Origin of the sequence: Methanococcus maripaludis (assembly GCF_013760955.1) — an archaeon.
GTDB classification, from domain to species: Archaea; AGJL01; Methanococci; order Methanococcales; family Methanococcaceae; genus Methanococcus; species Methanococcus maripaludis_A.
On record NZ_JACDUL010000002.1, the window covers coordinates 227,213 to 248,796 of the forward strand.

22 protein-coding genes are annotated in these 21,584 nt (G+C 32.1%); 9 read left to right on the forward strand and 13 right to left on the reverse strand.

Translation table 11 applies throughout. The features are described from left to right. Positions 1-79: 79 nt before the first annotated feature. Complete coding sequence (locus HNP90_RS04065) at positions 80-1,126, reverse strand: CheF family chemotaxis protein (RefSeq protein WP_011976588.1); 1,047 nt, start codon at positions 1,124-1,126, stop codon at positions 80-82. Between the two features lie 241 nt (positions 1,127-1,367). On the opposite strand from HNP90_RS04065, the gene HNP90_RS04070 reads away from it, so the two are divergent. The 3 genes from HNP90_RS04070 to HNP90_RS04080 are packed head-to-tail and all read left to right on the forward strand — an operon-like array spanning position 1,368 to position 3,464. After that, positions 1,368-1,865 (forward strand): UPF0254 family protein, encoded by a 498-nt coding sequence (locus tag HNP90_RS04070; protein WP_011976589.1) that lies wholly within the window; start codon positions 1,368-1,370, stop codon positions 1,863-1,865. Between the two features lie 5 nt (positions 1,866-1,870). Next, positions 1,871-2,713, forward strand: a complete 843-nt coding sequence (gene aroE / locus HNP90_RS04075; protein ID WP_011976590.1) for a shikimate dehydrogenase — start codon at positions 1,871-1,873, stop codon at positions 2,711-2,713. 4 nt (positions 2,714-2,717) lie between these two features. After that, on the forward strand, positions 2,718-3,464 hold the full coding sequence (locus tag HNP90_RS04080; RefSeq protein WP_011976591.1) for a coenzyme F420-0:L-glutamate ligase: 747 nt from the start codon (positions 2,718-2,720) through the stop codon (positions 3,462-3,464). 43 nt (positions 3,465-3,507) lie between these two features. Here the strand turns inward: HNP90_RS04080 and cobS are convergent, their stop codons facing one another. The 7 genes from cobS to HNP90_RS04115 all read right to left on the reverse strand — a co-directional run bounded on the left by cobS (position 3,508) and on the right by HNP90_RS04115 (position 9,200). After that, the gene (gene cobS / locus HNP90_RS04085; RefSeq protein ID WP_011976592.1) at positions 3,508-4,281 is read right to left on the reverse strand and encodes an adenosylcobinamide-GDP ribazoletransferase; all 774 of its coding nucleotides are present in this window, start codon (positions 4,279-4,281) and stop codon (positions 3,508-3,510) included. A gap of 15 nt (positions 4,282-4,296) precedes the next feature. After that, positions 4,297-4,974, reverse strand: a complete 678-nt coding sequence (locus HNP90_RS04090) for a TIGR02253 family HAD-type hydrolase (protein WP_011976593.1) — start codon at positions 4,972-4,974, stop codon at positions 4,297-4,299. 17 nt (positions 4,975-4,991) lie between these two features. Beyond that, positions 4,992-5,276: an energy-converting hydrogenase B subunit EhbP gene (gene ehbP, locus HNP90_RS04095; RefSeq protein ID WP_011976594.1), complete on the reverse strand. Its 285-nt coding sequence runs from the start codon at positions 5,274-5,276 to the stop codon at positions 4,992-4,994. A gap of 67 nt (positions 5,277-5,343) precedes the next feature. Further along, positions 5,344-6,852, reverse strand: coding sequence for a phosphoadenosine phosphosulfate reductase domain-containing protein (locus tag HNP90_RS04100; RefSeq protein ID WP_011976595.1), 1,509 nt, complete (start codon positions 6,850-6,852; stop codon positions 5,344-5,346). Between the two features lie 36 nt (positions 6,853-6,888). Beyond that, on the reverse strand, positions 6,889-7,701 hold the full coding sequence (locus HNP90_RS04105) for a sulfite exporter TauE/SafE family protein (RefSeq protein ID WP_011976596.1): 813 nt from the start codon (positions 7,699-7,701) through the stop codon (positions 6,889-6,891). A 13-nt stretch (positions 7,702-7,714) separates the two neighbouring features. Continuing rightward, complete coding sequence (locus tag HNP90_RS04110) at positions 7,715-8,167, reverse strand: FAD synthase family protein (RefSeq protein ID WP_011976597.1); 453 nt, start codon at positions 8,165-8,167, stop codon at positions 7,715-7,717. A gap of 22 nt (positions 8,168-8,189) precedes the next feature. Then, positions 8,190-9,200 (reverse strand): AI-2E family transporter, encoded by a 1,011-nt coding sequence (locus tag HNP90_RS04115; RefSeq protein ID WP_011976598.1) that lies wholly within the window; start codon positions 9,198-9,200, stop codon positions 8,190-8,192. Between the two features lie 92 nt (positions 9,201-9,292). On the opposite strand from HNP90_RS04115, the gene HNP90_RS04120 reads away from it, so the two are divergent. After that, a complete protein-coding gene (locus HNP90_RS04120; protein WP_011976599.1) occupies positions 9,293-11,134 on the forward strand; it encodes an aldehyde ferredoxin oxidoreductase C-terminal domain-containing protein in 1,842 nt (613 codons plus the stop codon). 48 nt (positions 11,135-11,182) lie between these two features. Here HNP90_RS04120 and gatB read toward each other — a convergent pair whose 3' ends face one another. Together gatB and hisG are read right to left on the reverse strand one after the other, a co-directional pair. Next, positions 11,183-12,592: an Asp-tRNA(Asn)/Glu-tRNA(Gln) amidotransferase subunit GatB gene (gatB, locus tag HNP90_RS04125; protein WP_011976600.1), complete on the reverse strand. Its 1,410-nt coding sequence runs from the start codon at positions 12,590-12,592 to the stop codon at positions 11,183-11,185. A gap of 175 nt (positions 12,593-12,767) precedes the next feature. After that, positions 12,768-13,634 (reverse strand): ATP phosphoribosyltransferase, encoded by an 867-nt coding sequence (gene hisG, locus HNP90_RS04130; RefSeq protein ID WP_011976601.1) that lies wholly within the window; start codon positions 13,632-13,634, stop codon positions 12,768-12,770. Positions 13,635-13,901: 267 nt separating this feature from the next. On the opposite strand from hisG, the gene HNP90_RS04135 reads away from it, so the two are divergent. The 4 genes from HNP90_RS04135 to cbiB are packed head-to-tail and all read left to right on the forward strand — an operon-like array spanning position 13,902 to position 18,023. Continuing rightward, the gene (locus tag HNP90_RS04135; protein WP_011976602.1) at positions 13,902-14,258 is read left to right on the forward strand and encodes a UPF0058 family protein; all 357 of its coding nucleotides are present in this window, start codon (positions 13,902-13,904) and stop codon (positions 14,256-14,258) included. 56 nt (positions 14,259-14,314) lie between these two features. Next, positions 14,315-15,649 carry a CCA tRNA nucleotidyltransferase gene (gene cca / locus HNP90_RS04140; RefSeq protein WP_011976603.1) on the forward strand — a complete coding sequence of 445 codons (1,335 nt, stop codon included), beginning with the start codon at positions 14,315-14,317 and terminating at the stop codon, positions 15,647-15,649. Between the two features lie 12 nt (positions 15,650-15,661). Beyond that, a complete protein-coding gene (locus HNP90_RS04145) occupies positions 15,662-17,092 on the forward strand; it encodes a DUF530 family protein (protein ID WP_011976604.1) in 1,431 nt (476 codons plus the stop codon). 10 nt (positions 17,093-17,102) lie between these two features. Further along, positions 17,103-18,023: an adenosylcobinamide-phosphate synthase CbiB gene (cbiB, locus tag HNP90_RS04150; RefSeq protein ID WP_011976605.1), complete on the forward strand. Its 921-nt coding sequence runs from the start codon at positions 17,103-17,105 to the stop codon at positions 18,021-18,023. An 80-nt stretch (positions 18,024-18,103) separates the two neighbouring features. Here the strand turns inward: cbiB and HNP90_RS04155 are convergent, their stop codons facing one another. The 3 genes from HNP90_RS04155 to HNP90_RS04165 form a co-directional block, all read right to left on the reverse strand. Further along, positions 18,104-18,499, reverse strand: coding sequence for a translation initiation factor IF-5A (locus HNP90_RS04155; RefSeq protein WP_011976606.1), 396 nt, complete (start codon positions 18,497-18,499; stop codon positions 18,104-18,106). A 142-nt stretch (positions 18,500-18,641) separates the two neighbouring features. Then, on the reverse strand, positions 18,642-19,394 hold the full coding sequence (gene cobJ / locus HNP90_RS04160; RefSeq protein ID WP_011976607.1) for a precorrin-3B C(17)-methyltransferase: 753 nt from the start codon (positions 19,392-19,394) through the stop codon (positions 18,642-18,644). Positions 19,395-19,674: 280 nt separating this feature from the next. After that, positions 19,675-20,148 carry a hypothetical protein gene (locus tag HNP90_RS04165; protein WP_011976608.1) on the reverse strand — a complete coding sequence of 158 codons (474 nt, stop codon included), beginning with the start codon at positions 20,146-20,148 and terminating at the stop codon, positions 19,675-19,677. 569 nt (positions 20,149-20,717) lie between these two features. On the opposite strand from HNP90_RS04165, the gene sucD reads away from it, so the two are divergent. Further along, positions 20,718-21,581 (forward strand): succinate--CoA ligase subunit alpha, encoded by an 864-nt coding sequence (gene sucD, locus HNP90_RS04170; protein ID WP_011976609.1) that lies wholly within the window; start codon positions 20,718-20,720, stop codon positions 21,579-21,581. Positions 21,582-21,584: the final 3 nt, after the last annotated feature.

Here is a 21,584-nt window from a genome sequence, read left to right on the forward strand (position 1 = left end):
ACACCTCGATAAATAAAAATAAGTTAAATCTATTTTTAGAATACTAGTATTTGAATTTTTTATGTAGGTAGTTTGTGACTTAAAAGTTCGTAATAATGAAGTTTGTGACCGCCCTTCCTTTTTCAGTTAAATCTGCTTCTTTCCTAATCCTTATGAGGTCTAAAAATCCCCTGTCGATCAATTTTTCAAGAATTCTTTCAACTTCGTCAATATCCATACCCATCATTCCGGGAAGTTCAAGTGACGTAATTCCAGTATATATTGCAGCCAGCACTTCTTGCTCTTCAGGAGTTAACTGGTCAACCTCGTTTTTCAATTTATCCCCACTCCAGCTTTCGACAGCAATTTCAGAATCTAGGTCGTCTTCGGATTTTGGGAGTAAACTTTTAACCGTATTGTGATATTTTGTTAATTTTGAAATATACCTTAAAACATAAAGCATTTTGGTTGAAGGGATGTGTATATAGGAATTTACTGTTTCTCCGCCCCGCAACTGTTTTATTTCAAGTACATCTTTGTCTTCATCATCAATTTTCTTTTTTTCAAGTGAAATTGATTCAATATTATTAAATAAATCATAAACTTTCGGTTTGTCGCCCGAAGTTACCGCAGCTGCGAGAACCATTTCTTCGATAACAGATACTCCTCTTTTAACAGGTTTTTTAGCAAAAACAAGGTATCCATCTTCCCACTGTGCATCTACATCAACAGAACCGCCAACAATTCTTGCATACTGTAATTTCATTTCTTTTTTATTCAATAACTGCTGGAATAATTTTTTTAAGAATGCATTTATTGTGGGTTCACCATAAATTGAAGCTTCTGGTGCATAGCCGATGCTAAATTTATCTTCATCAGGAGGACTTAATCTAAAAGAACCATAAATTGAAATATCATCTAAATTGTTTTTTGCAATTTCGAGTGCTTTTCTTGGAAGTTCAAATCCGATATCGTCAATCTGATCAAAACTTGCCTCAATTTTCTTGTTTTCAAAAATAAACTCTAAAGAATCTTCATACAACTCTATTTTTAAGTTTCTCCATTTTGTGAACGGATCCCTTAATGTATAGGGGGTTGCAATAATACCTTTACCATTAAACGTTGCTACCAGTTTAGACTTGGCCACCATAACACCTTCTGTAAATTAAAGTTAGTAGTCTATTGGTTTTTATGAATTTAAAACTTTTAGTTTTGGACATGCCTACCACAAAATTAAAAAAATTAAAGAGGATATTTGATTACAGAATAATTAAAATTTAAAATACAATTGCCCCTTATTTCAATTAAGCGTAATTATTTTATTAAAAATACTTTATTATACTAGTTTTTTTAAATATTCATAAATAACACTCGGTAAAAAGGATAAAATGATTTCAGTTGCTACTGCAGAATGTTTCACACATGGAAAAATCGGAGTTAAAATTCATAAAATGGCCTGCGGATACAAAGAAGTTGAAAAAGATCCGAATTACAGCATAATAAATGGAAATGTTTTTGTAATGGCCTCAATGTTCTTACCTTCAAAAAAAGGAATTGAATCACTTCTAGATGTTAAACTTCCAGAACCTGACTACGTTTTTAAATACTCAAAAGCATACACTCAAGAAAACGATATTTTGGTAGCCAAAATAGTTGCAAATGCACTTAAAAATAAATTAAATTGCGATATTGCAATTTCGAGTACTGCAGGAATTGGAAACGGTGCCATATGTATTTTAACGGATAAAAAAGAATACAATTTTACATCCGAAGTTTACGGGGATTTAATAAAAGGGGAAAATATATTAAAAAGACAGGAAAATGGAATAAATAAAGCATTTGATACGGTTATTGAAATTTTGAAAAAAGAATATGGTTTAAAGTGATTATTATGATGGACACGAAAACAAAATTACTCGGGCTTATCGGGCATCCAGTAGATCATTCATTTTCACCGATAATGCACAATACTGCAATTGAAGACCTTGGTATTAATTACGTGTACCTTGCATTTGATGTTTCAGAAGAAAATCTAAAAAATGTAGTATCTGGTGCAAAAGCACTTCAAATTACTGGTTTTAACGTTACAATCCCGCATAAAATAAATATTATGAAGTATTTAGACGAAATTGATGAAGATGCAAAAGCAATTGGTGCAGTGAATACCGTAAAAATTGAAAACGGGAAAGCTATTGGATATAACACTGACGGAATTGGTGCAAAGAGGACACTTGAAGAAAAAGCTGGAATTTTGATTGATAAAAACATTTTAATTATAGGTTCAGGAGGTGCCTCAAGGGCCGTTTGTTTCGAACTTGCAAAGGATAATAATTTGACAATCATAAACAGAAATATTGAAAAAGCAAAAATTCTTTCAGAAGAATTTTCCAAAAAACTAAAAAAACAAAAGCCAATAAATTACGGGGATTTAGATCTCGATATAAAAAATTTTGACATAATTCTAAACACAACCCCTGTTGGAATGCATCCAAACACGAATGTAGATCCAGTAATTCCTTTGAAAAATATCAAAAAAGATGCTGTTGTAATGGATTTGATATACAATCCCATTGAACCAGTATTTTTAAAAGAAGCTATAAAATATGGTGCTAAAACAATAAACGGTCTTGGAATGCTTGTTTACCAAGGAGCAGTTTCATTTGAAATATGGACTGGGATGAAACCCGATATATATGTTATGAAAAAAGCTATTAACTCAAAAATTAGACTGTGAAAACATGATAACAGAAAGAGTAAAAATGGAAGTAATCGGCCTTGAAATTCCATTAATAAGTGGAAATGAAGATTATACTTTAGCAGAACTCATTTCAAAATACCCTCTAAAAGATAAAGATATAATCGTTATTGCAGAAACTGTCGTTTCTAAAAGTGAGAAGAATGTTATCTTAAAAGATACAATAAAACCTTCAAACGAAGCTATTGAACTTTCTAAAAAACTTGGAAAAGAACCCGAAGTCGTTCAGGTAATTTTAGATGAATCAAATGAAACCGTTAGACTTGGGCCTAATTTTATAGTAACAGAAACTAAACACGGATTTGTCTGTGCAAACAGTGGTGTTGATGAAAGTAACACTTCGAAAGGAATAAAACCACTTCCAAAAAATCCGGACAAAAGTGCAAACGAAATAAGAAAGGGAATTGAAGAAATTACTGGAAAAAATGTTGGTGTAATTATCAACGATAGTATGGGTAGACCATTTAGAAAGGGTTCGTGTGGTGTTGCAATTGGAGTTAGCGGAGTTTGTGGACTTTGGGATAGAAAAGGAGAAAAAGACCTTTTTGGAAGAGAATTAAAAACTACTGAAGTTGGAATTGCAGATGAACTTGCAGCAACTGCATCAGTTGTCATGGGCCAATCCAATGAAGGAATTCCATTAGTAATTATTAGAAATGCGCCAGTACCATTTAATGATGGAACTGGAAAAGAATTAATTAGAAAAAAAGAAGAAGATGTATTTAGATAGTTTATTTAATTTTTAAACTTTTTTTATATTTTTTTATTTTAATTTATCCAACTAGTGCAAAATACGGAGTAAATGCAATAATTACGATTAAAAATACCATTCTTGATATTTCTGCAGTTGCTCCAAAAATGTCTCCTGTTACACAGCCTAATTTATTATTGGATTTCCAAGCAATGAACATTCCCAAAAACACTGCTAAAATTGAGCATAAAACCCCTATTTTTGGAATTTGGAGTAACATTGAAACTCCAAGTGAAAATATTAGCCCTGCTAAAAGATGAGATTCGTTTGATCTTTTCGCAAAATATCTTCCAGTACCTTCATTTGCAGGAATTCCACAGCAAGCGCATGAAAGAAGACCTAGTCTTGAACAGGTTTCAATTATTATAACATACTTTAAGAATAATGTAAATTCGTTAGTTTCAAAAAGATAAGCAAATGAAAATATTGAAAGCAGTTCAACAAAAAATACAAAAACAAAACCACCTATTCCCATGTAAACGTCTTTCATGACTTCTAATTTTTTTCTCGCATTTCCAGTTACCATCCACGCATCGCCATAGTCTGCAAGGCCATCAAGGTGGTGAAATCCCTGAACATATAAAAGAGTAAATAAAACCGCTGCTCCAATTATATTTCCAGAAGTAAATCCCAAATAGTTTAACAAATATGCAGTAACTACTCCAAAAAGTGAAATTAACGTTCCAACAAGTGGCATGAACATGAAATATTTTGCAATACCTTCAAAATCACTTTTTGACCGCCCAATTGGAATTCTAGTCATAAACAGTATTAATCCTTTTAATTCATCGATCATATTATCCCATAAAAATTAAATAAGTGGCTTAATTATCTTCGAAAGTTCTGAAATATTTTTTATCGTGTAATCACTTACATCATCAGTAATTTCTGAATATTTTCCCTGTAGTATTCTAACTGTTGTCATTCCGACGTTTTTTGCAGGAACCATATCCTTGTCGGCCCGATCCCCAACATAAACCACTTCTTCAGGTTTTAAATTAATTTTTTTAAGACCATAATTAAAAAATTCAATGTTTGGTTTTCCAAGCCCGTACTCTTCTGAAGTTATGACTTCATCAAAAAATGGATGTATTCCAAGCCTTATTAATTTTTCCCACTGTTTTATGGTAATTCCATCCGTTAAGATTCCCAAGCTTAAGCCCATACTTCTTAAATCCATTAGGGTTTTTATTGTATCAGAATAAGGCCTAAGTAACGCAAATTTAACATTGTGGTAGGTGATAATGCCTGTTGTAATTATTTTTGGATCGTATGTTCCAGTAACTGCCTTTACAAGGTCGTTAAAGTGGCCCCCATAGTTTGAACCCTTCTGTTCAATAATTTTATTCAGTATTTTTAAAGCATCTTCTTCGGTAGCATTCAAGCCTATATCAATCATCGACCTCAATGCCTCTTTTCGTGCACGGCTTGCAAAACTCGAAGAATTGTAAAGTGTATCGTCAAGGTCAAAGAGCACCCCTCTAATCATTTTTTTCACCGATTAATCTAATCTGCTTTTTTAACCTTTTCTTCAACCATTTTAAATATTCCAACGAAATCCTCGCCCACTTCCACAGGAACTACAATTAAACCAAGTTCTTGATGTCTTTTTACCCATTCATCATCATATGCAGGAACATCTATCTTTATAGGTTCGTTTGTAGGATTTCCAACCACAACATTTCTGTGGGGGAATTCCTTTACACCATCTTCTTGATAAATTTCAACAGTCTCTCTTATATATCCGCCAAGAGACATTGTTAATTTTGGGAGCAGTAGCATCTTTGGCAATATATCACCTTTTGTTTTCATATGAATATTATAAGAACTCATTAATATATGCACACGTTTAACGTACCTATCCGAGCCAGTTTTCATTTATCTGTTCGTCTTGTTTTTGGTTTGACCTTGTTTTGTTAGTCCATCTCCAACCGCCTTTTACCCAACTTTCATCCTTACCGCATTTTTGGGCGTGGTTTTTCAAGAATCCTTCCCATTTTTCCCAGAGTTCTGGATAACTCATTTTTACTAATTCAATTTCTCCAATTTCCATTGCAGGACACATGAAACAACCAACTCTATCAAAACATTGCCCATACAATACATTGTACGGAGCTTTATGTTTTAAAATATATATCCAAACGTGCATTGCAGTCCAGTTTAATATTGGTGCTGATAACATTTGTTTTTTAATCGTTGGGCTATTCCATATTCTTGGTTTTTTTGAACGATTTATGGATTCATACTTTCTAAGGCCCACAAACGAAAAACATCCTTTTTCATATTTTTCATCGATAAGTATTCCAAGCGGAGATACTTTACATACTTCACTGCACCACCGATTATCTCTTCCAGGGGGCCCATATTCTTCTAATTTTTCCCAGAATTCTCCTGAATTCGTTTTCAAAATTTCGAGATTATACATTTTAGAAATTTCTTCGATATTTTCTAAAGTTTCGTTAAATTCGATTCCTGTGTCATTGAATAATACATCAAATTCTACAGGGTTTTCTGAATTTTTAAACGCTTCAAATGCTAAAAGAAGTACTGCAAGGCTATCCTTTCCACCAGAATATGCGACAGAAACTGGTCTTCCAATTTTTACAACCGTATTTCTCATAAATCCAATGGAATTACTTTCAACCTTTTGCATTGCGTTTTTGTTTGCTTCGATCATTTTTTCGATTGCTTCATCAAATTCGCCAATTTCATGCAAAACCTCTGAATTTTTTGGAAGTTCAGATTTTCTAACCTTTGCAACCATTCCCTTTTCAGAATTTACAATTTCTTCGTAATTCATTCTGGATCTTCCAACACCCAAAACATCCAGTTCATTAAAATCCATACTCGAGTCGGGTTTTTCTATTAATATAATAACATCATCATCAATACAGATGTCTTCTGATGCAAATGCAACTCCTGGCCTTAAAACAGATGCCCCTTTATTCAAAATAAATTTGGGAACATCTTCCTTAACTACGAGTAATTTTTTCTTGCAGCCTGCAGTAATAAGTCTTCTGGCACCCTCAATCGTTGGAATTATCTTCCATTCGTGTTTTTTCTCGTTGAAATTTAAAATTCCAAAGATTATTCCATCAACGACAATTTCTTGAAAATATTCAATTCCTGGAGCCTTGTTTACGAGCACTAGTTTATTTTTAAATAAATTTTCTTCTATTCCAAACTGAGATTTTATGGTTTTGTTTATTAAATCCAAATCTCCTTTGAAAGCAGGTCTTGCATCCCCGGGAGGAGTTACCTTAACTTCAACCGTTTCAGAATCGCAAATTGCACATTTGGTATCTAGTACGGGGATGTTGCAGTTTTTACACCATTTTAAATGAATTTTTCCCAAAATAGTCTTCAAAATATCACCGTTAGTTAAAAAATTAAATTTTTGATTTTAAATTATCATTGTTAATCCAACAAACATGAGTATGATTCCAAAAAATTTCTTCAAAAGCTTGGAGTTAATATTATTTGAAATTTTAGCGCCATATCTTGAAAATATAATACTCATTGCACCAATCGACAGGGCTGCCGATATTGAAACATATCCTATGAAATTTAGATATTTATAGGTATCTGCTATTTCAACAGGGCTAAATAGATAGCCCAAAAAACCACTTAATGAAATGATTACCATCATTCCCAGGGATGTACCAATACTCCTTTTTATAGGCGTTTTTAAAAATAACGTCAAAATCGGAATTGCAATAGTTCCGCCACCAATTCCAAACATGCTTGACAGAATCCCTATTAAAAATCCGCAAAGTACGACAGGCAAATAATTAACGTTTTTATTGATTTCGACCTGAGGATTAGTTTTGTTAAATGCCATATTTAATGAAAGAATTATCAAAATAACCCCAAAGAGCATTCTGTGAAGATCGCCACTAATGTAATTTGTAACAATCCTAACACCCACAAATGTTCCCAAAATTCCTGAAAACCCGAGTAATATCGAATATCTCCAAATAATGTTTCCAAATTTTGAATGGGAATAAGCACTATTTAGTGAAGTTAAAAAAATAACTGAAAGACTCGTTCCAACAGCCATTGCAACAACGTGGTCATCAGAAATTCCGAGATTTTGAAAAATGTACATTAATGTTGGAACCATGATAAAACCGCCACCGAGGCCCAAAGCACCGGTTGTGAATCCCACAATGCATCCAACGACTACCAAAAGTAAATAAATCAAAAAAATTTCCATAAATAACACAAATCTATACTTTTAATTCTTTACAGCACCATCTTCTCACAATTTCTTTTAGAATATCAAATGAGCTGTGAAATGGGCATCTTACATATTCTTCGACTTTCAGTACTTCAGGATATAAAAAATGTTTCGCAAGCTGTGATTTCAGTTCAGTTATCTGATATGTTGTCTGATCCGGACCCAAAACTATAATATCAGGTCTAATTTCTAAAATCGGTTCAAGTTTGTTAGTTAAACTACCCAAAACTGCACGATCTACAGGTTTAAGTGCTTCTATCATTATTTTTCGTTGTTCTTCAGGAATTACTGGGCTTCTTCCTTTAATTTTTTTTACGGTTTCGTCCCTTGCAATAATTACAACGAGTTCATCCGCATGTTTTTTTGCGAAATTAAGCGTATTAAAGTGTCCAGGATGTAATAAATCAAATGTGCCTGCAGTTACTGCTATTTTCTTTTCCATCATATCACTTTGTAGTTATTAGCTATTTTAAGTTTATAATACTATCTTTCCCATTTTTGACCCTAAATATTGCATCAAATGTACCCATTATCAAAGGGCCTAATGCAAAACCCGTAACTCCAAGCGCAAGCGGGCCCATCAAAAATGCAACCAGCGCAAGCGCCGGATGGATACTACTTTCATGATTTACAAGTCTTGGGCGTATTGCAAAATCAGGTGCTAGAGATAAGAAAATTACCCCAAAACCAAAAAGTAAAACTGCTTTAGAATACATTCCAACTGCAACATAATAAACAGATAATGGCATATATATTGTCCAACCACCAACGATAGGAAGTAGTGTTAGTATACCACTCAGCGCCCCAAGTGTTACGGGATTTGGAATACCTATTGCCCAAAAACCTGCAATTGAAATTAAGCCTACAGTAAATGCAGTTAGCGCATTTACTACAAAGAGATTTTTGTAAGCTTCATGAAGTTTTCGGATAAACAGTTCTGTTTGAACATGGTAAACTTCAGGAACATGTGGCATTATTGCATCTTTAAATCTATAACCATCTTTTAAAAAATAGTACGTTAAAAATATGGTAACTAACCCTTTTATGAATAAAAGCGGAAGTCCGTATATTTGGCTTGCCATTTTATTTACAGTTGGCTTTAAAAAAGTCCACAATTCTGAAATTATCGAATTTAAATCTTCTTTTGCAATATTTTGTAATCCAAAATAATTTACAAACTGTATCGAATTATCAACAAAACTTTGAATATTTAAAGTGTTTAAAAATTCCACAACATCTGTCAAAATTAAAACTACCAGGGATAGTGCAGGAACGGTTATCATTAAAATACAGATTATCGCACCGAGGTTTCTTCCAGTATATCGTTTTATTACATTGAAAAAAGGCTCTGTCATGTATGCAAATGCACATGCAAATGCAATAGTATCCAGAAAAGGAAATGCCACAAATAAAACAGATGCAAAAGATATTAACACAAAAACTCGCATTATGAATCGATATTCATTCTCTTTCATAATATCCCCGCTAAAATTAAAAACAAATAAAAACAAATAGGTTTAAACCCCAATTAATTGTAAGTGTTTATTAATTTGTCAGGGTGTGGTATATGAACATTTTGATTGATGGATCAAGACAAAATTACGAAGTACTTTCTGGAGAAGAATTTCCAATCTCATTTGGAATTGATTTGCATGATAAATATGAAACCTGGAAATATGATGCATACGATAAAAAAAACCTTTTCTGCTTTGGAAAAGGGGTTTTACCAATTGTTGGAGGCCATAGATTAATTTTTTCATTTAGGTCTCCATTATGGGATGGATTTCACTTTTCTGCAATGGGTGGTGCCGGATACACATTTAAAGATACGGGAGTACAGAACGTTGCAATTACTGGAAAATGTGAAGTTCCAAGTATTTTAGTAATTAATGGGGAAGAAGACGAATTAAAAATAAAATTTATCCCATTTACTGAAGAAATACGTGACATTTACGAATTTAACGATAAAATCATCGAATTATTTAAAGAAAAAAATTACAGGGCATTTCTTGTCGGATCTGCTTCAAAAACTACAAATATGGGTGCAATTTACTCTCAAACAATAAGAAATGGAAAAATTGTTGAAGGTTCTGAGGACTGGGCTGCAAGAGGGGGCGGTGGTTCAGTTCTCTACCAAGCCCACAATATTTTAGGAGTTGTATTTTTTGGCAAAAAAACTCCTGAAAAGAACGTAAAATCGGTCGTTGAAGAACACTACCAAAAGCAGTATTCAAAGGTAATTTTGGAACATACTGAAAAATACCGATACAGTGAAGAGAGAAAAACAGGCGGAACATTTGGGAACAACTACCACGTTACGATGGATTTAACACCAATATTTAACTGGAGAATGCCTTTTATCGATAAAAATAGAAGATTGAAATTACATAAAAAAATACTCGAATATTTTGTAAGTAGATTTGATAAAGAAGCAATTGAAACTAAAAACTGGACAAACTGTGGAGAACCCTGTCCCGTAGTCTGTAAAAAATATAGAAACGGTCTTCACGTAGATTACGAGCCGTATGAAGCAAACGGTCCCTGTATTGGAGTATTTGATCTTTATGCCGCAGACCATGTTGTGCATACAATAGATAAACTTGGATTTGATGCAATTGAATTTGGAAACCTGTGTTCCTTTGTTTTTGAACTTTTGGATAATGGAATGTTAAAACCAGAAGAAGTTGGAATTGAAAAGCCAGTATTTGATATTTCAAATTTTGAAAATGATGCCGATATATTAAAAAATTCAAAACATAATGCAGAACAGGCCGTAAAACTTGCAGAAATTATTGCTTTTCAAACTAACGAATTTGGAAAACTCTGTAAATTTGGAGCTAGACGAGCTGCAAAAATATTAAATAAAAAATATCCTGAACGAGTCGAAAATAAAAAATTCGAAGACTTCGGAGTTTACGATTCTTTCGGGGAAAATGGACAGATTTCGCCAACAATGTACTGGGCAATTGGAAATTTCATGCCGTATTTAATTCAGGGAAAATATTTAACACATTATCAATGCGGTGTTTTTTTAGAACCTGAAGAGCTTGCAGAATTAAGCGTTAAAAATTCAATTGAAGAAATTACGCTTGAAAATCTAGGAATATGCAGATTCCACAGGAAATGGGTTTCCCCAATAATCGACAAACTTGTAAATGAAGTAAGTGATGTCGATATAACAAAAGAATCCATGGAATTATTTAAAAAAATTGCGAAATACGATTCAAATATAGGTTATCCATTAGTTGAAAGTAAACGTGTAAAAGAACTCATAATTTCAGGAGCTTTTGAATTTGAAAATGAAAAATGGTCGGAAGAGTTTGAAAAAGGAAATTTCGAGGAATATATAAAAAGAGTTCTTGAAAAATACAGTGAATTATTAGATATTGAATGGAAATTAAAAGAATAAATTTTATTTTTATTTTTGATATTTTAAAAATTTAAAAAAGTAAAAAAATTATCCATCAATTTTTTTCTTAAGTATTTCAACAACAGTTCCAGGTTCAGCCCTTCCACGGGTTAATTTCATAACTTGGCCTACAACTGAGTTTAATGCTCTCTGATTTCCAGATTTATAATCTTCAATTGCTTTTTCACTGTTTTTAATAGCTTCTTCACAGGCTTTTTCGAGTTCACTTGTGTCTTCGATAACAGTTAAACCCATTTCTGAAATCAGTTCTTTTGGAGTTTTTTCTCCTTTGTGTTCAACCATCTGTTCGATAATTGTTTTACCGATTTTCTGGCTGATTGTTTTGTCTTTAATTGAATTAATCAATTCAACCATGTGTTCTGGTTTTAAATTTGTTTCGAAGAATTCTATTTTGTTATAAACTAAAACTCTCTTCAACTCATTTCTAATCCATGTAACTGCAAGCGAAATTCCGTCTTTGTCGTTTCCAAGTTCAGCTACAACTTTTTCAAAGACATCTGCAAGTTCCAAATCTGAAACTAAAACTTTTGCATCGTCTTCTTTTATTCCGTACTGTTCAACAAACCTTTTTTCCTTGTTCATTGGAGTTTCTGGCATCTGAGCCTCTACTTTTTCAACCCAGTCGTTACTTAATACAATAGGCTGTAAATCGGGGTCTGGAATGTACCGGTAATCGTCCGCAGTTTCTTTACTTCTCATTCCTTTTGTAATCATTTGGCTTTCCATGAAAGCTCTTGTTTCGAGTTTAATTTCTCCGCCTCTTCTGAGAACGTTTTTCTGTCTGATTAATTCGTATTTTAAAACTTTGTAAACTCCCCTTATGGAATTTACGTTTTTAACTTCAACCCTGTTTCCTTGAATTCCGTTATATTTAATGGATATGTTCGTATCGGCCCTCATTGTACCTTCGCCCCTTAGGTTGCCGATATATCTAAATAATCTCAGTAACTGCCTTAAAAATTCTCTCGCTTCTTCAGGGCTTTTCATGTCTGGATCTGTTACAATCTCAATTAACGGAGTTCCGCTCCTGTTGTAGTCCACTGTTCCAAGATCAGGCTTGTACTGTCCAGGATCTTCTTCGAGGTGAACTTCTGTAATTCCAACACCTAAAAACGTACCGTGTTCCCCAATTGGAACAGATGTTTTTTGATACCCGCTTGGTAAATCAGGATAGTTATAGTGTTTCCTCTGGAAATAGATATCTTTGTCAATAACCATTTCACAGCCCAACATTTTTGCAACCATTATTGCCATATCAATTGCCTTTTTGTTTGGAGGCATTGGTTTTGCACCCGGGTGTCCAATACATACCGGGCAGATGTTCGTGTTTGGTTCAACATCCTTATAATTTGTAGGGCACTGGCAGAATAATTTAGAATTTGTGTCTACCTGCACGTGAATTTCAAGACCGCATTTCATCGATAGATCTTCGCTCATTTTATTCACCCAAATAATAAAAATAAATTATTTTAACATGACGAGATTTTAAGAATAAACTTCATTTCAAACCTAGATAAATATACTCTACTTTCTTTTTAAATTTAACTATAAAAAGATTATTTAAGAGATATTATTTTAATCTAAAATCAAATGGCTTGAATTAAAAAAAATTTTATAGTATTCTTTCTATTGGAACGACCAAAATATCTCTTGCACCAAGCATTTCAAGATTAGTAACTGTTTCAAATACCTTATTTTCATCAATTACTGCATTGATTGCAAGCATTTTATCATTTGAAAGAATTTCTGATACTGTTGGACCGCCCATTCCAGGAATTATTGAGGTAATTTCTGAAACTTTGTCTTTTGGAGCGTTCATCATTATCAATCGTTTACTCTGTGCGTAGAGTACACTTTTAATTCCTGAAAGAACCTGATTTATTTTTGCACATTTTTCTGGGTCTTCCATACTTTTTTTGTTTGCAACGAGCCTTGTTGTTGATGAAACAACATTTTCTACTTCTTTTAGCCTGTTTAATTGGAGTGTTGTTCCAGTTGAAGTTAAATCACAGATTAAATCTGAAACACCAATAAATGGGGCAATTTCAGTTGCACCACTTAATTCAATAATTTCTAAATTCAATCCTTTCTTTTCCAAATATCGTTTTGTAAGGCCGGGAAACTCTGTTGCAATCTTCATTCCATCTTTTACATCTTTAATTGAATTTACAGTTGAATTTTCGGGAGCTGCAATTACAAGTCTCGCATTTCCAAACTTAAAGTCTAAAAGCATTTCAAGTTCTTCTTCAGTATCTCGCTCAAGCATTAAATCGTATCCCGTAACTCCAACATCTGCAACACCGTCCCTCACAAATTCAGGAATGTCTTTTGCCCTTGCAAACATTACTTTTATTTCTGGGTCAACAGTTTGTGCAAAGAGACTTCTCCCATGTACGCTTATCTTTAAACCCGCTTTTTCCAAAATTTCGTTTACGGGTTTTGAAATTCTTCCCTTGTTTGGTAATGCAAGTAAAATCAAAATATCACCTATAATTATGAACAATACAAAATTAAATCAGATAATCACAATTAATCTTAAAATTTAGTACGTTTTTCTGCATAAATAAGTATTGGTATAATGGAGATTATAATATAAAGTATAAGGTATGATTTAGGTATGATTTTACATTTAAGTTTTTATCAATATTTCAATATGGGAATAAAAAGAGTAAAAACGAAACCTCTGAAAAGTATATATAATATGATGGTTTAATTTAATCCACAACAAATTTAAAAGGGGGAACCAATGCATAAAGAACAACTGATGGAACTCCACCAATTTTTCGTACATGTCTTCAAAGAAATGGTCCCTGAAGGAAAGGACTGCGTCTATTTGAAAACCTACGAAGAACTAGACGTAAAGCCCCACCATATCCACAAACTCAAAACAGAACAACGGGCCGCTATTTTTTTACTTGCTGCATGCCTTGCAGACGGTTTATCTGAAAGAGACAATACAATCCCCGAAAATCTCTCAAAAAGATTGGCTGAAAATGCTTTTAAATACATAAACATGCAATCTGAGAAATATCAAAATTTAAAGAACGTTAAAAACTCAATTGATGTTCAATGTAAACGCGAAAACGTAAGAAACACTGTTTAACCTGTTTTTAAATATATTACATAGTTATTTTTAAATTTTGTTTTCAGGTGGGTATTTTGAAAAAATTAAATATTGGCGATTATAATGATATTCTAAACGAAGTTTTAAACGATATCAGTCCGACAGAAGTTGAAAAAAAGGAATTAAAAGTATTTTCGGATAAAATAATCGCTAAAATCAAAGATATTTCAAAAAAACCTGTTGTTGATATTATTCAGGTCGGATCAACTGCAAGAGATGCAAATCTAAAGGATGATCACGATATTGACATATTTTTAAGATTTGAAAGAGAAACCGATCGAGATACTTTAAAAGAATCGGGATTAAAAATCGGAAAAGAAGTAATTGATTATTTCAATGGAAAATCATGGGTAGAATATGCGGAACACCCTTATGTTTCTGGAGAAATTGAAAAATTCAATCTCGATATTGTTCCGTGCTACGGTATTGAAAACTGCGAAAAAATAATTTCTGCGGTTGACAGAACCCCACTTCATAACGAATTTTTGATAATGTCTTATAAAAATAAAAATTTATCAGATGATATTCGACTTTTGAAAAAATTCTTAAAAGGTCTTGGAATTTATGGTTCTGACTTAAAAACTGCAGGATTTTCAGGATACCTCTGTGAACTTTTAATATTAAAATACGGCGGATTTTTAACCCTTATATCTGACGTAAAAACCTGGAAACCAACTAAATCAATAGTATTAAACGAAATTTACGAAATGTATGATTTGAAAAAAGATCATGTTTTTTCAAAATTTGATGATCCCCTAGTAGTTTACGATCCCGTTGATCTAAATAGAAACGTTGCAGCAGCATTAAACGAAGAAAACCTTTGCAAATTCATATTTTATTCAAAAATGTTTTTGAAAAACCCTTCAAAAGACTTTTTTTATGGATTTGATAAAAAAATTACAGATTTTTTAAACAGGCGGGAAAGGGGTTATTTACTAACTTTAGAAATTAAAAGGCCCGAAAATATCGTTGAAGATGTAATTTATCCACAAATGGAAAAAATACAAAAAAGTATCAACAAATTAGTTAAAGAACATGATTTTGAATATTTGAGATACCAAAATTTTGCAGATGAAAATACGTGTTATCTATCTTGGGAATTTTTAGTTAATGAACTCCCAAGTGTAAAATTAAGAATTGGGCCTCCAGTATACAGCGAACCGGGAGTAATGAATTTTATAACGCATAACGAACATTATTTTGTTAAAGGCTGCAATGTTTGTGCGTACAAAACCAGAAAATATAAAAACATACAAATACTATTCGAAGATATTGTTAATGGGAAATTTAGGAAGATTATAACCTATCCTAAGTACGTATGCCCTGAAAATGCGGAAATACGATTAGGTACTTTTGTCGAGAGGACATGATTTCGGGATAATATGGACAGTAGTGTCTTAATTAAGGAATGTAATGATTTTTTAGATTGTTTAACGAATTTTGGAGATGAATTAAAAGATTTTGAGTCCAAAAAAGAAGATAGTGCATACCCTATATCTGAAACTCTCGAAAGTAATTTAAAAATTTTAGAAAATTTTAGAGAAAAAATGGAACTTCAGGGATTTGATACTCCGTATATTGGTGTTGGTCGGTTGAAAGGTGGAGAAGACGATGATATTTACGAAATAATCAATTATTCATCATATCTCAGAAGAATGGTGGATGAAAAAAAAGGATCCCTTGAAAGGGTAAAATATGCAATAGTTTCCCATAAAATTGCTATTGGAAATATTCAAGAAGACGAAGGAAACAAAACGATACTTCCATACCTTTCCTTTGATGGTTCATACAAAGAAATGCTCTCTAAAATTCCTCCTTTTTTTATAAAAGCATACAAAAGAATTTTAAGCGCTTTTGAAACCGAAGGAAAAGGAATTTTAAGTTCGATTACACTATCCCTTGTTATTTTGGAAAATGGAAAAAGAAAATTTAAAAGAATAAAGATCGAAGAAGAAGATTACGAAGGATACATCAAAAAAACGTTTGGCGATGCCATAATTACATCACTTAAAAAAAATTATTCAAAAAATAAACTTTTAAATGACCAGTATGTTAAAAAGATACTTTCTTTAGCCTATTTGAGCGCATATGCAGATGAAATAATTCAAAAGATCGACGAAAAACTCAAAGAATCGCTTTCAGATGAAGAAAGATGCATTGTTAAAAAATACAAAATGATTTGTAGTGATTTTAAAGGCGACGACTGTGAAAGCGGCATAATTGACGTACGTGCAATGGATGAAACCAAACTTAAGAAAATGAATTTGAAAATGGATCTGGAAGAAAAAGGATTATATCAAAATGGAAAACCATTGAAAAAGCTTAAAGAATCACTTAAAGCAGAAGATGAAATTTTTGAAAATATTTCTTTAGAAGTTCCACTCAAAAATCTCTCAAAAGACCTTTTAACATACTATTTGAAAAAATCGGCTGACGAAAGGACTCGATCAAACCAGTTTCCATCAATACTCGTTACCCCCTCTTCAGCACATTTGAACTGGTTAATCGTAGAAAATATCGAACCAAAAAAAATACTTGATTTGAAATTCTTACTTGAAAAAGAACTTCCAAAATACGAAATACCGATAAAAAACCTCGGTGGTGTTTCAATATACCTCCATTACGACTGGGATTTTGTAGAATCTTTTGGATTTGAAAAAACGGAAATTGAAGGGATATTAAAATTAATGGCTGCGATGAACGATGTTAAAGAATTATTAAATGACAAAATAGATGTTAAAAAGTTAGAAGAATTCAATAAAATTAAAAAAGACAAAACTAAAAACTTCTTAAACGCACTTGGAAAACTCTAAAGGTTACAAAATGACAAATCCAATTTACTTAATTTTAGCAGATTTTTTCGATAGATATATTGGAGAACCGCCTGAAAAAATCCACCCGGTTGTATTTATTGGAAAATTAATCTGTTTTTTTGAGAATGTATTCAAATCAACCAATTCGGTAAATAAAACTAGAGATTTACTTTTTGGTTTTTTAAATGTTATTTTAGTTTTGGCAATTGTATTCTTCATGACCTATGAAATAGAACAGATTATAAACTCGATTTCAAATTCATACATTAAAATATCTATTTATTCGATAATTCTTTCATTTTCAATCGGACACAAATCATTAATTGAATTTTCAAAGGCACCCATAAAGTTTATTGTAAATAACGATCTTGAAGGTGCAAAAAAGTCAGTTCAGTGTATTGTAAGCAGAAACACAAGTGAATTGGACAAAAAACATATTTTGTCAGCCTCGATTGAAAGTGCATCAGAAAATATTACGGATAGTATCATTGCACCGCTAATCTATGCTGCAATTTTCGGACTTCCTGGCGCTTTTTTATATAGGGCAGTTAACACGTTTGATGCAATGATTGGGTATAAATCAGAAAAATACCAATATTATGGAAAAACTGCTGCGTACCTTGATGATATTTTAAATTTCATTCCATCAAGAATTGCAGGAATGCTTTTAATTATCTCTGCACCATTTTACGGCGGAAATATAAAATCTGCAATTTATGGTTACTTTAATGAGGGAAACAAAACCCCCTCACCAAATTCCGGATACACCATGGCAACGCTTGCAAATTCATTAAATATGGAACTTGAAAAAATTGGATACTACAAACTTGGAAAAGGAGAAATAACAATTGAAAAAGCTCTGAATTCATTAAAAGCAGTTGATTATTCTGTTTTACTATTTTTAATAATTTATACCGTATTATTGATGTAAATTAAAATTTAAATAATCTTTATTTTTCAAATCTATTTTAAAAAAAGCATTAATATTTAAAAAAAGTTTTAATCAGAAAATTATTTGCTGATAACTCTTGTGATTTTGTATCTGTCCATTGCTTCGAAGTATTCTACTTCTACACCACTTTCGATACCTTCAACATCGTCAGGCATTGGGATTTCTAATGTTTCGTAGGTTTCCATGTCCATGATTTGAACATTGTCGCCCATGAGTGCTAAAACCTGTCCTTTTCTTTTGTCGATAAGTGGAATATCGATTCTTGAGCTTGCGGGTCCTACGTGTTCTTTTTTAACTGGTTCAAAAATACCGACTGCAACTAATCTTACTTTTGCACCACCGTGTTTTCCTGGTTTTGAGTGTGCTGTGTCCATAACTTTACATGCAACACCCTCAATAACTACGTATTGACCTACTTTAACTCCACCTAAATCTCCTGGTTTTGTTCCTGCCATAATATCACCGTTTTAAGCTTGTAGTGTTTGGAATTATATAGCAATTATCTCAAATGCTATATAAACTATATAGTCCTGAAAAAAGGCTTTCGAATAATATCGTTTCCTAATATATATATTTTTTTGGCATTTTAATTCAAATTTACTCGTATTTTGACATATACCCTCTTGGAGTAATCATCATACCGTCGATAATTTTTGTATTGCTGTTTCCAACAACAAGAGTTGTACTCATGTCAATATATTGCATAAACTCATCTAAATTATCAACAAGATTATTTATTGTAGTTATTTTGTATTCACAATCATTTCTTCCTGCATTTTTAACAATTCCGATAATATAGTCGATATTTCGGTTTTTAGAATAGTTCGAGATTATTTCAATAGTTTTTAAAAACGGTTCTTTTCTTTTTTTTCCAAGAGGATTATAAATTGCAAGAACCAGATCGCTTTCTATTGCGCAATTTATTCTTTTTAAAATAGTTTCTAAGGGCGTTAAAAGGTTGCTCAAACTAACAACTGCAAAATCGTGGTTTAGTGGTGCACCAAGTATTGATGAACATACGCTTGCAGATGTAAGTCCGCTTACGACGTTTATTTTAACGTTGTGTAAATTTTTTTCATTCAATTCATAAGCAAGTGATGCAAGACCATATATTGTAGCATCCCCATTTGAAACAAGTGCCACATTTTTATTTTCAGCTTCTTTTAGGGCATATTCAACCCTTTCAACTTCTTTAGTCATGCCACTTACGTAAATTTCTGTATCGAATCTTTCGACATATTTTTTGTATCCCGTATAGCATACAATTAAATCAACAGAATTTAGCGCATTTTCAGCTTCTTTTGTAAAATATTCCTCGTTTCCAGGACCAATACCAACAACATACAACATTTTATCACAGAATCAGTTAAAATACAGGTTATAATTTTTAAAAACAGTTTATTTAACATTAGATTAATAAATGGTAGCTGTGTCAGATAGTGCTGATGTCTTCATCCCAAAATCATGAAAATCACGAATTTAGTCAGCGGGGGTAACTGTCATCATACAACGATGGCAAACTGAAAAATTCACCATATGCTACCGTGGTTACCACTTTGATGTAAATTTAGTATGGCGTTAATATTTATATAATTAATCTTATTTTCAAAAAATTCAAAAATAAAAAAAGTTATAATTCAATCAAATCGTTTTTTATTGCAGTTTTCAAAAAGATATCGTTGCTTATTTTAATTATATTGGTATGTGGAACAAGATATGCAGTAACCATGTCCCATTTATCGTCATCTTTTAACTCCTGTCTACAATCACTTAACCTGTATTTAATATTTCCATCCAAACTTGCCCATACTGAAAATTTTAAATAATTTTTAGGAGATAGTTCCGAAATATCACGATTTTTATACTTTTTTAAAAGTGCTACTGTGTTTTTCTCTTCGTAACTTAAATCCATCATATCTATTTCTTTTTCTATAAGCCGAAAGACCAGCATATTATGTATTGTGAGTTTTGTATAATTGTAAGGATCGATATCATATCCTTTTTTTTCAAATTCATTGTATTTTATAAAATATTTCAATATTGCAGATGAAATATTTCTTGCAGTTGAATAACATTCTTCAAATATTATTGTTTGGTCTTCCATGCTCTATCCCTATGCCCAAATTGCCAAATAATTTAATAATTTTAGTCTTTCGATAAACATTATATTTATTATTTTGGATATTTTTAAACAGCACCTATTACCAATTAATTTACAAAAGTAAAATAACCTACACTATAAGAAAAAATTAATCGATTTATTTATATATTAATTTTATTTTATGATCAAAAATAGTCAAATTTGGGCTAAGTATTTATACTATAATAAATTATTATAAAAACACGTCATAAATCTTGTCATTTTTGATATGGGTTGCTGACGAACAGTGTGTATGATTATCAATCATAAATTATGCTTTAAAAAAACATTTAAAATCCATATCTAAAAATTACTTTTTCAACCCCCGAATATTTGAGTATAATTCATGATTTTTCTAAAAATTTTTTAAATGCCCCCAAATTTTTATTTTTTTAAGCTGATTTGTAATTTTAAAACCGTTTTTCCAAATTTTATTCTAAAAGCTGAATCTTTATATATTATAGGGTAATACTTGGATATTACGGATTTTTATATTCATTGTTATTCACTCTTTCATGTAATGAGGTGAAATATTGATTTTACTAGACGAAAACACAAGAGCAATTGTTCAAGGAATTACTGGAAATCAAGGAAAGTTCCACACAAAAAATATGCTTGAATGCAATACAAATATTGTAGCAGGCGTAACTCCTGGAAAAGGTGGCCAGGATGTTTACGGAATTCCTGTTTATGATACTGTTTTGGAAACTGTTGAAAAATACGATGCGAATGCATCTTTGATATTCATACCTGCACCATTTGTAAAAGATGCAGCATATGAAGCAATAGATGCAGGAATTGACCTCGTTACAATCATTACTGAACACATACCAATTCAGGATTCAATGGATATTGTAGCATACGGAAAAAAACACGGCGTAAATATAATAGGACCAAATACTCCAGGATTAGCATCCCCCAAAGTAGGAAAACTTGGAATTATCCCGATGAGTATATTAAAAGAAGGAAACATTGGAATGGTATCAAGAAGCGGTACCTTAACTTACGAAATTGCAAGCCAGCTCACTTCATCAAATTACGGTCAATCCTCATGTGTCGGAATTGGTGGAGACCCGATAACTGGTTTGAGATACATTGAAGTTTTAGAAATGTTTGAAAAAGACAGCGAAACTGATGCAGTTGTAATGGTTGGAGAAATCGGTGGAAATGCTGAAGAAAATGCAGCTGAAAAAATGATTTCAAAAATGAAAAAACCAGTAATTTCATATATTGCAGGACAGTCTGCACCCGAAGGAAAAAGAATGGGTCACGCTGGTGCAATTATCGAAAAAGGGGTTGGAACTGCAAAAAGTAAAATGGAAGCACTTGAAAATGCTGGTGCCCATGTTGCAAAGCGAATTTCAGATATTCCACTATTATTAAAAGAAATTATTTAAACT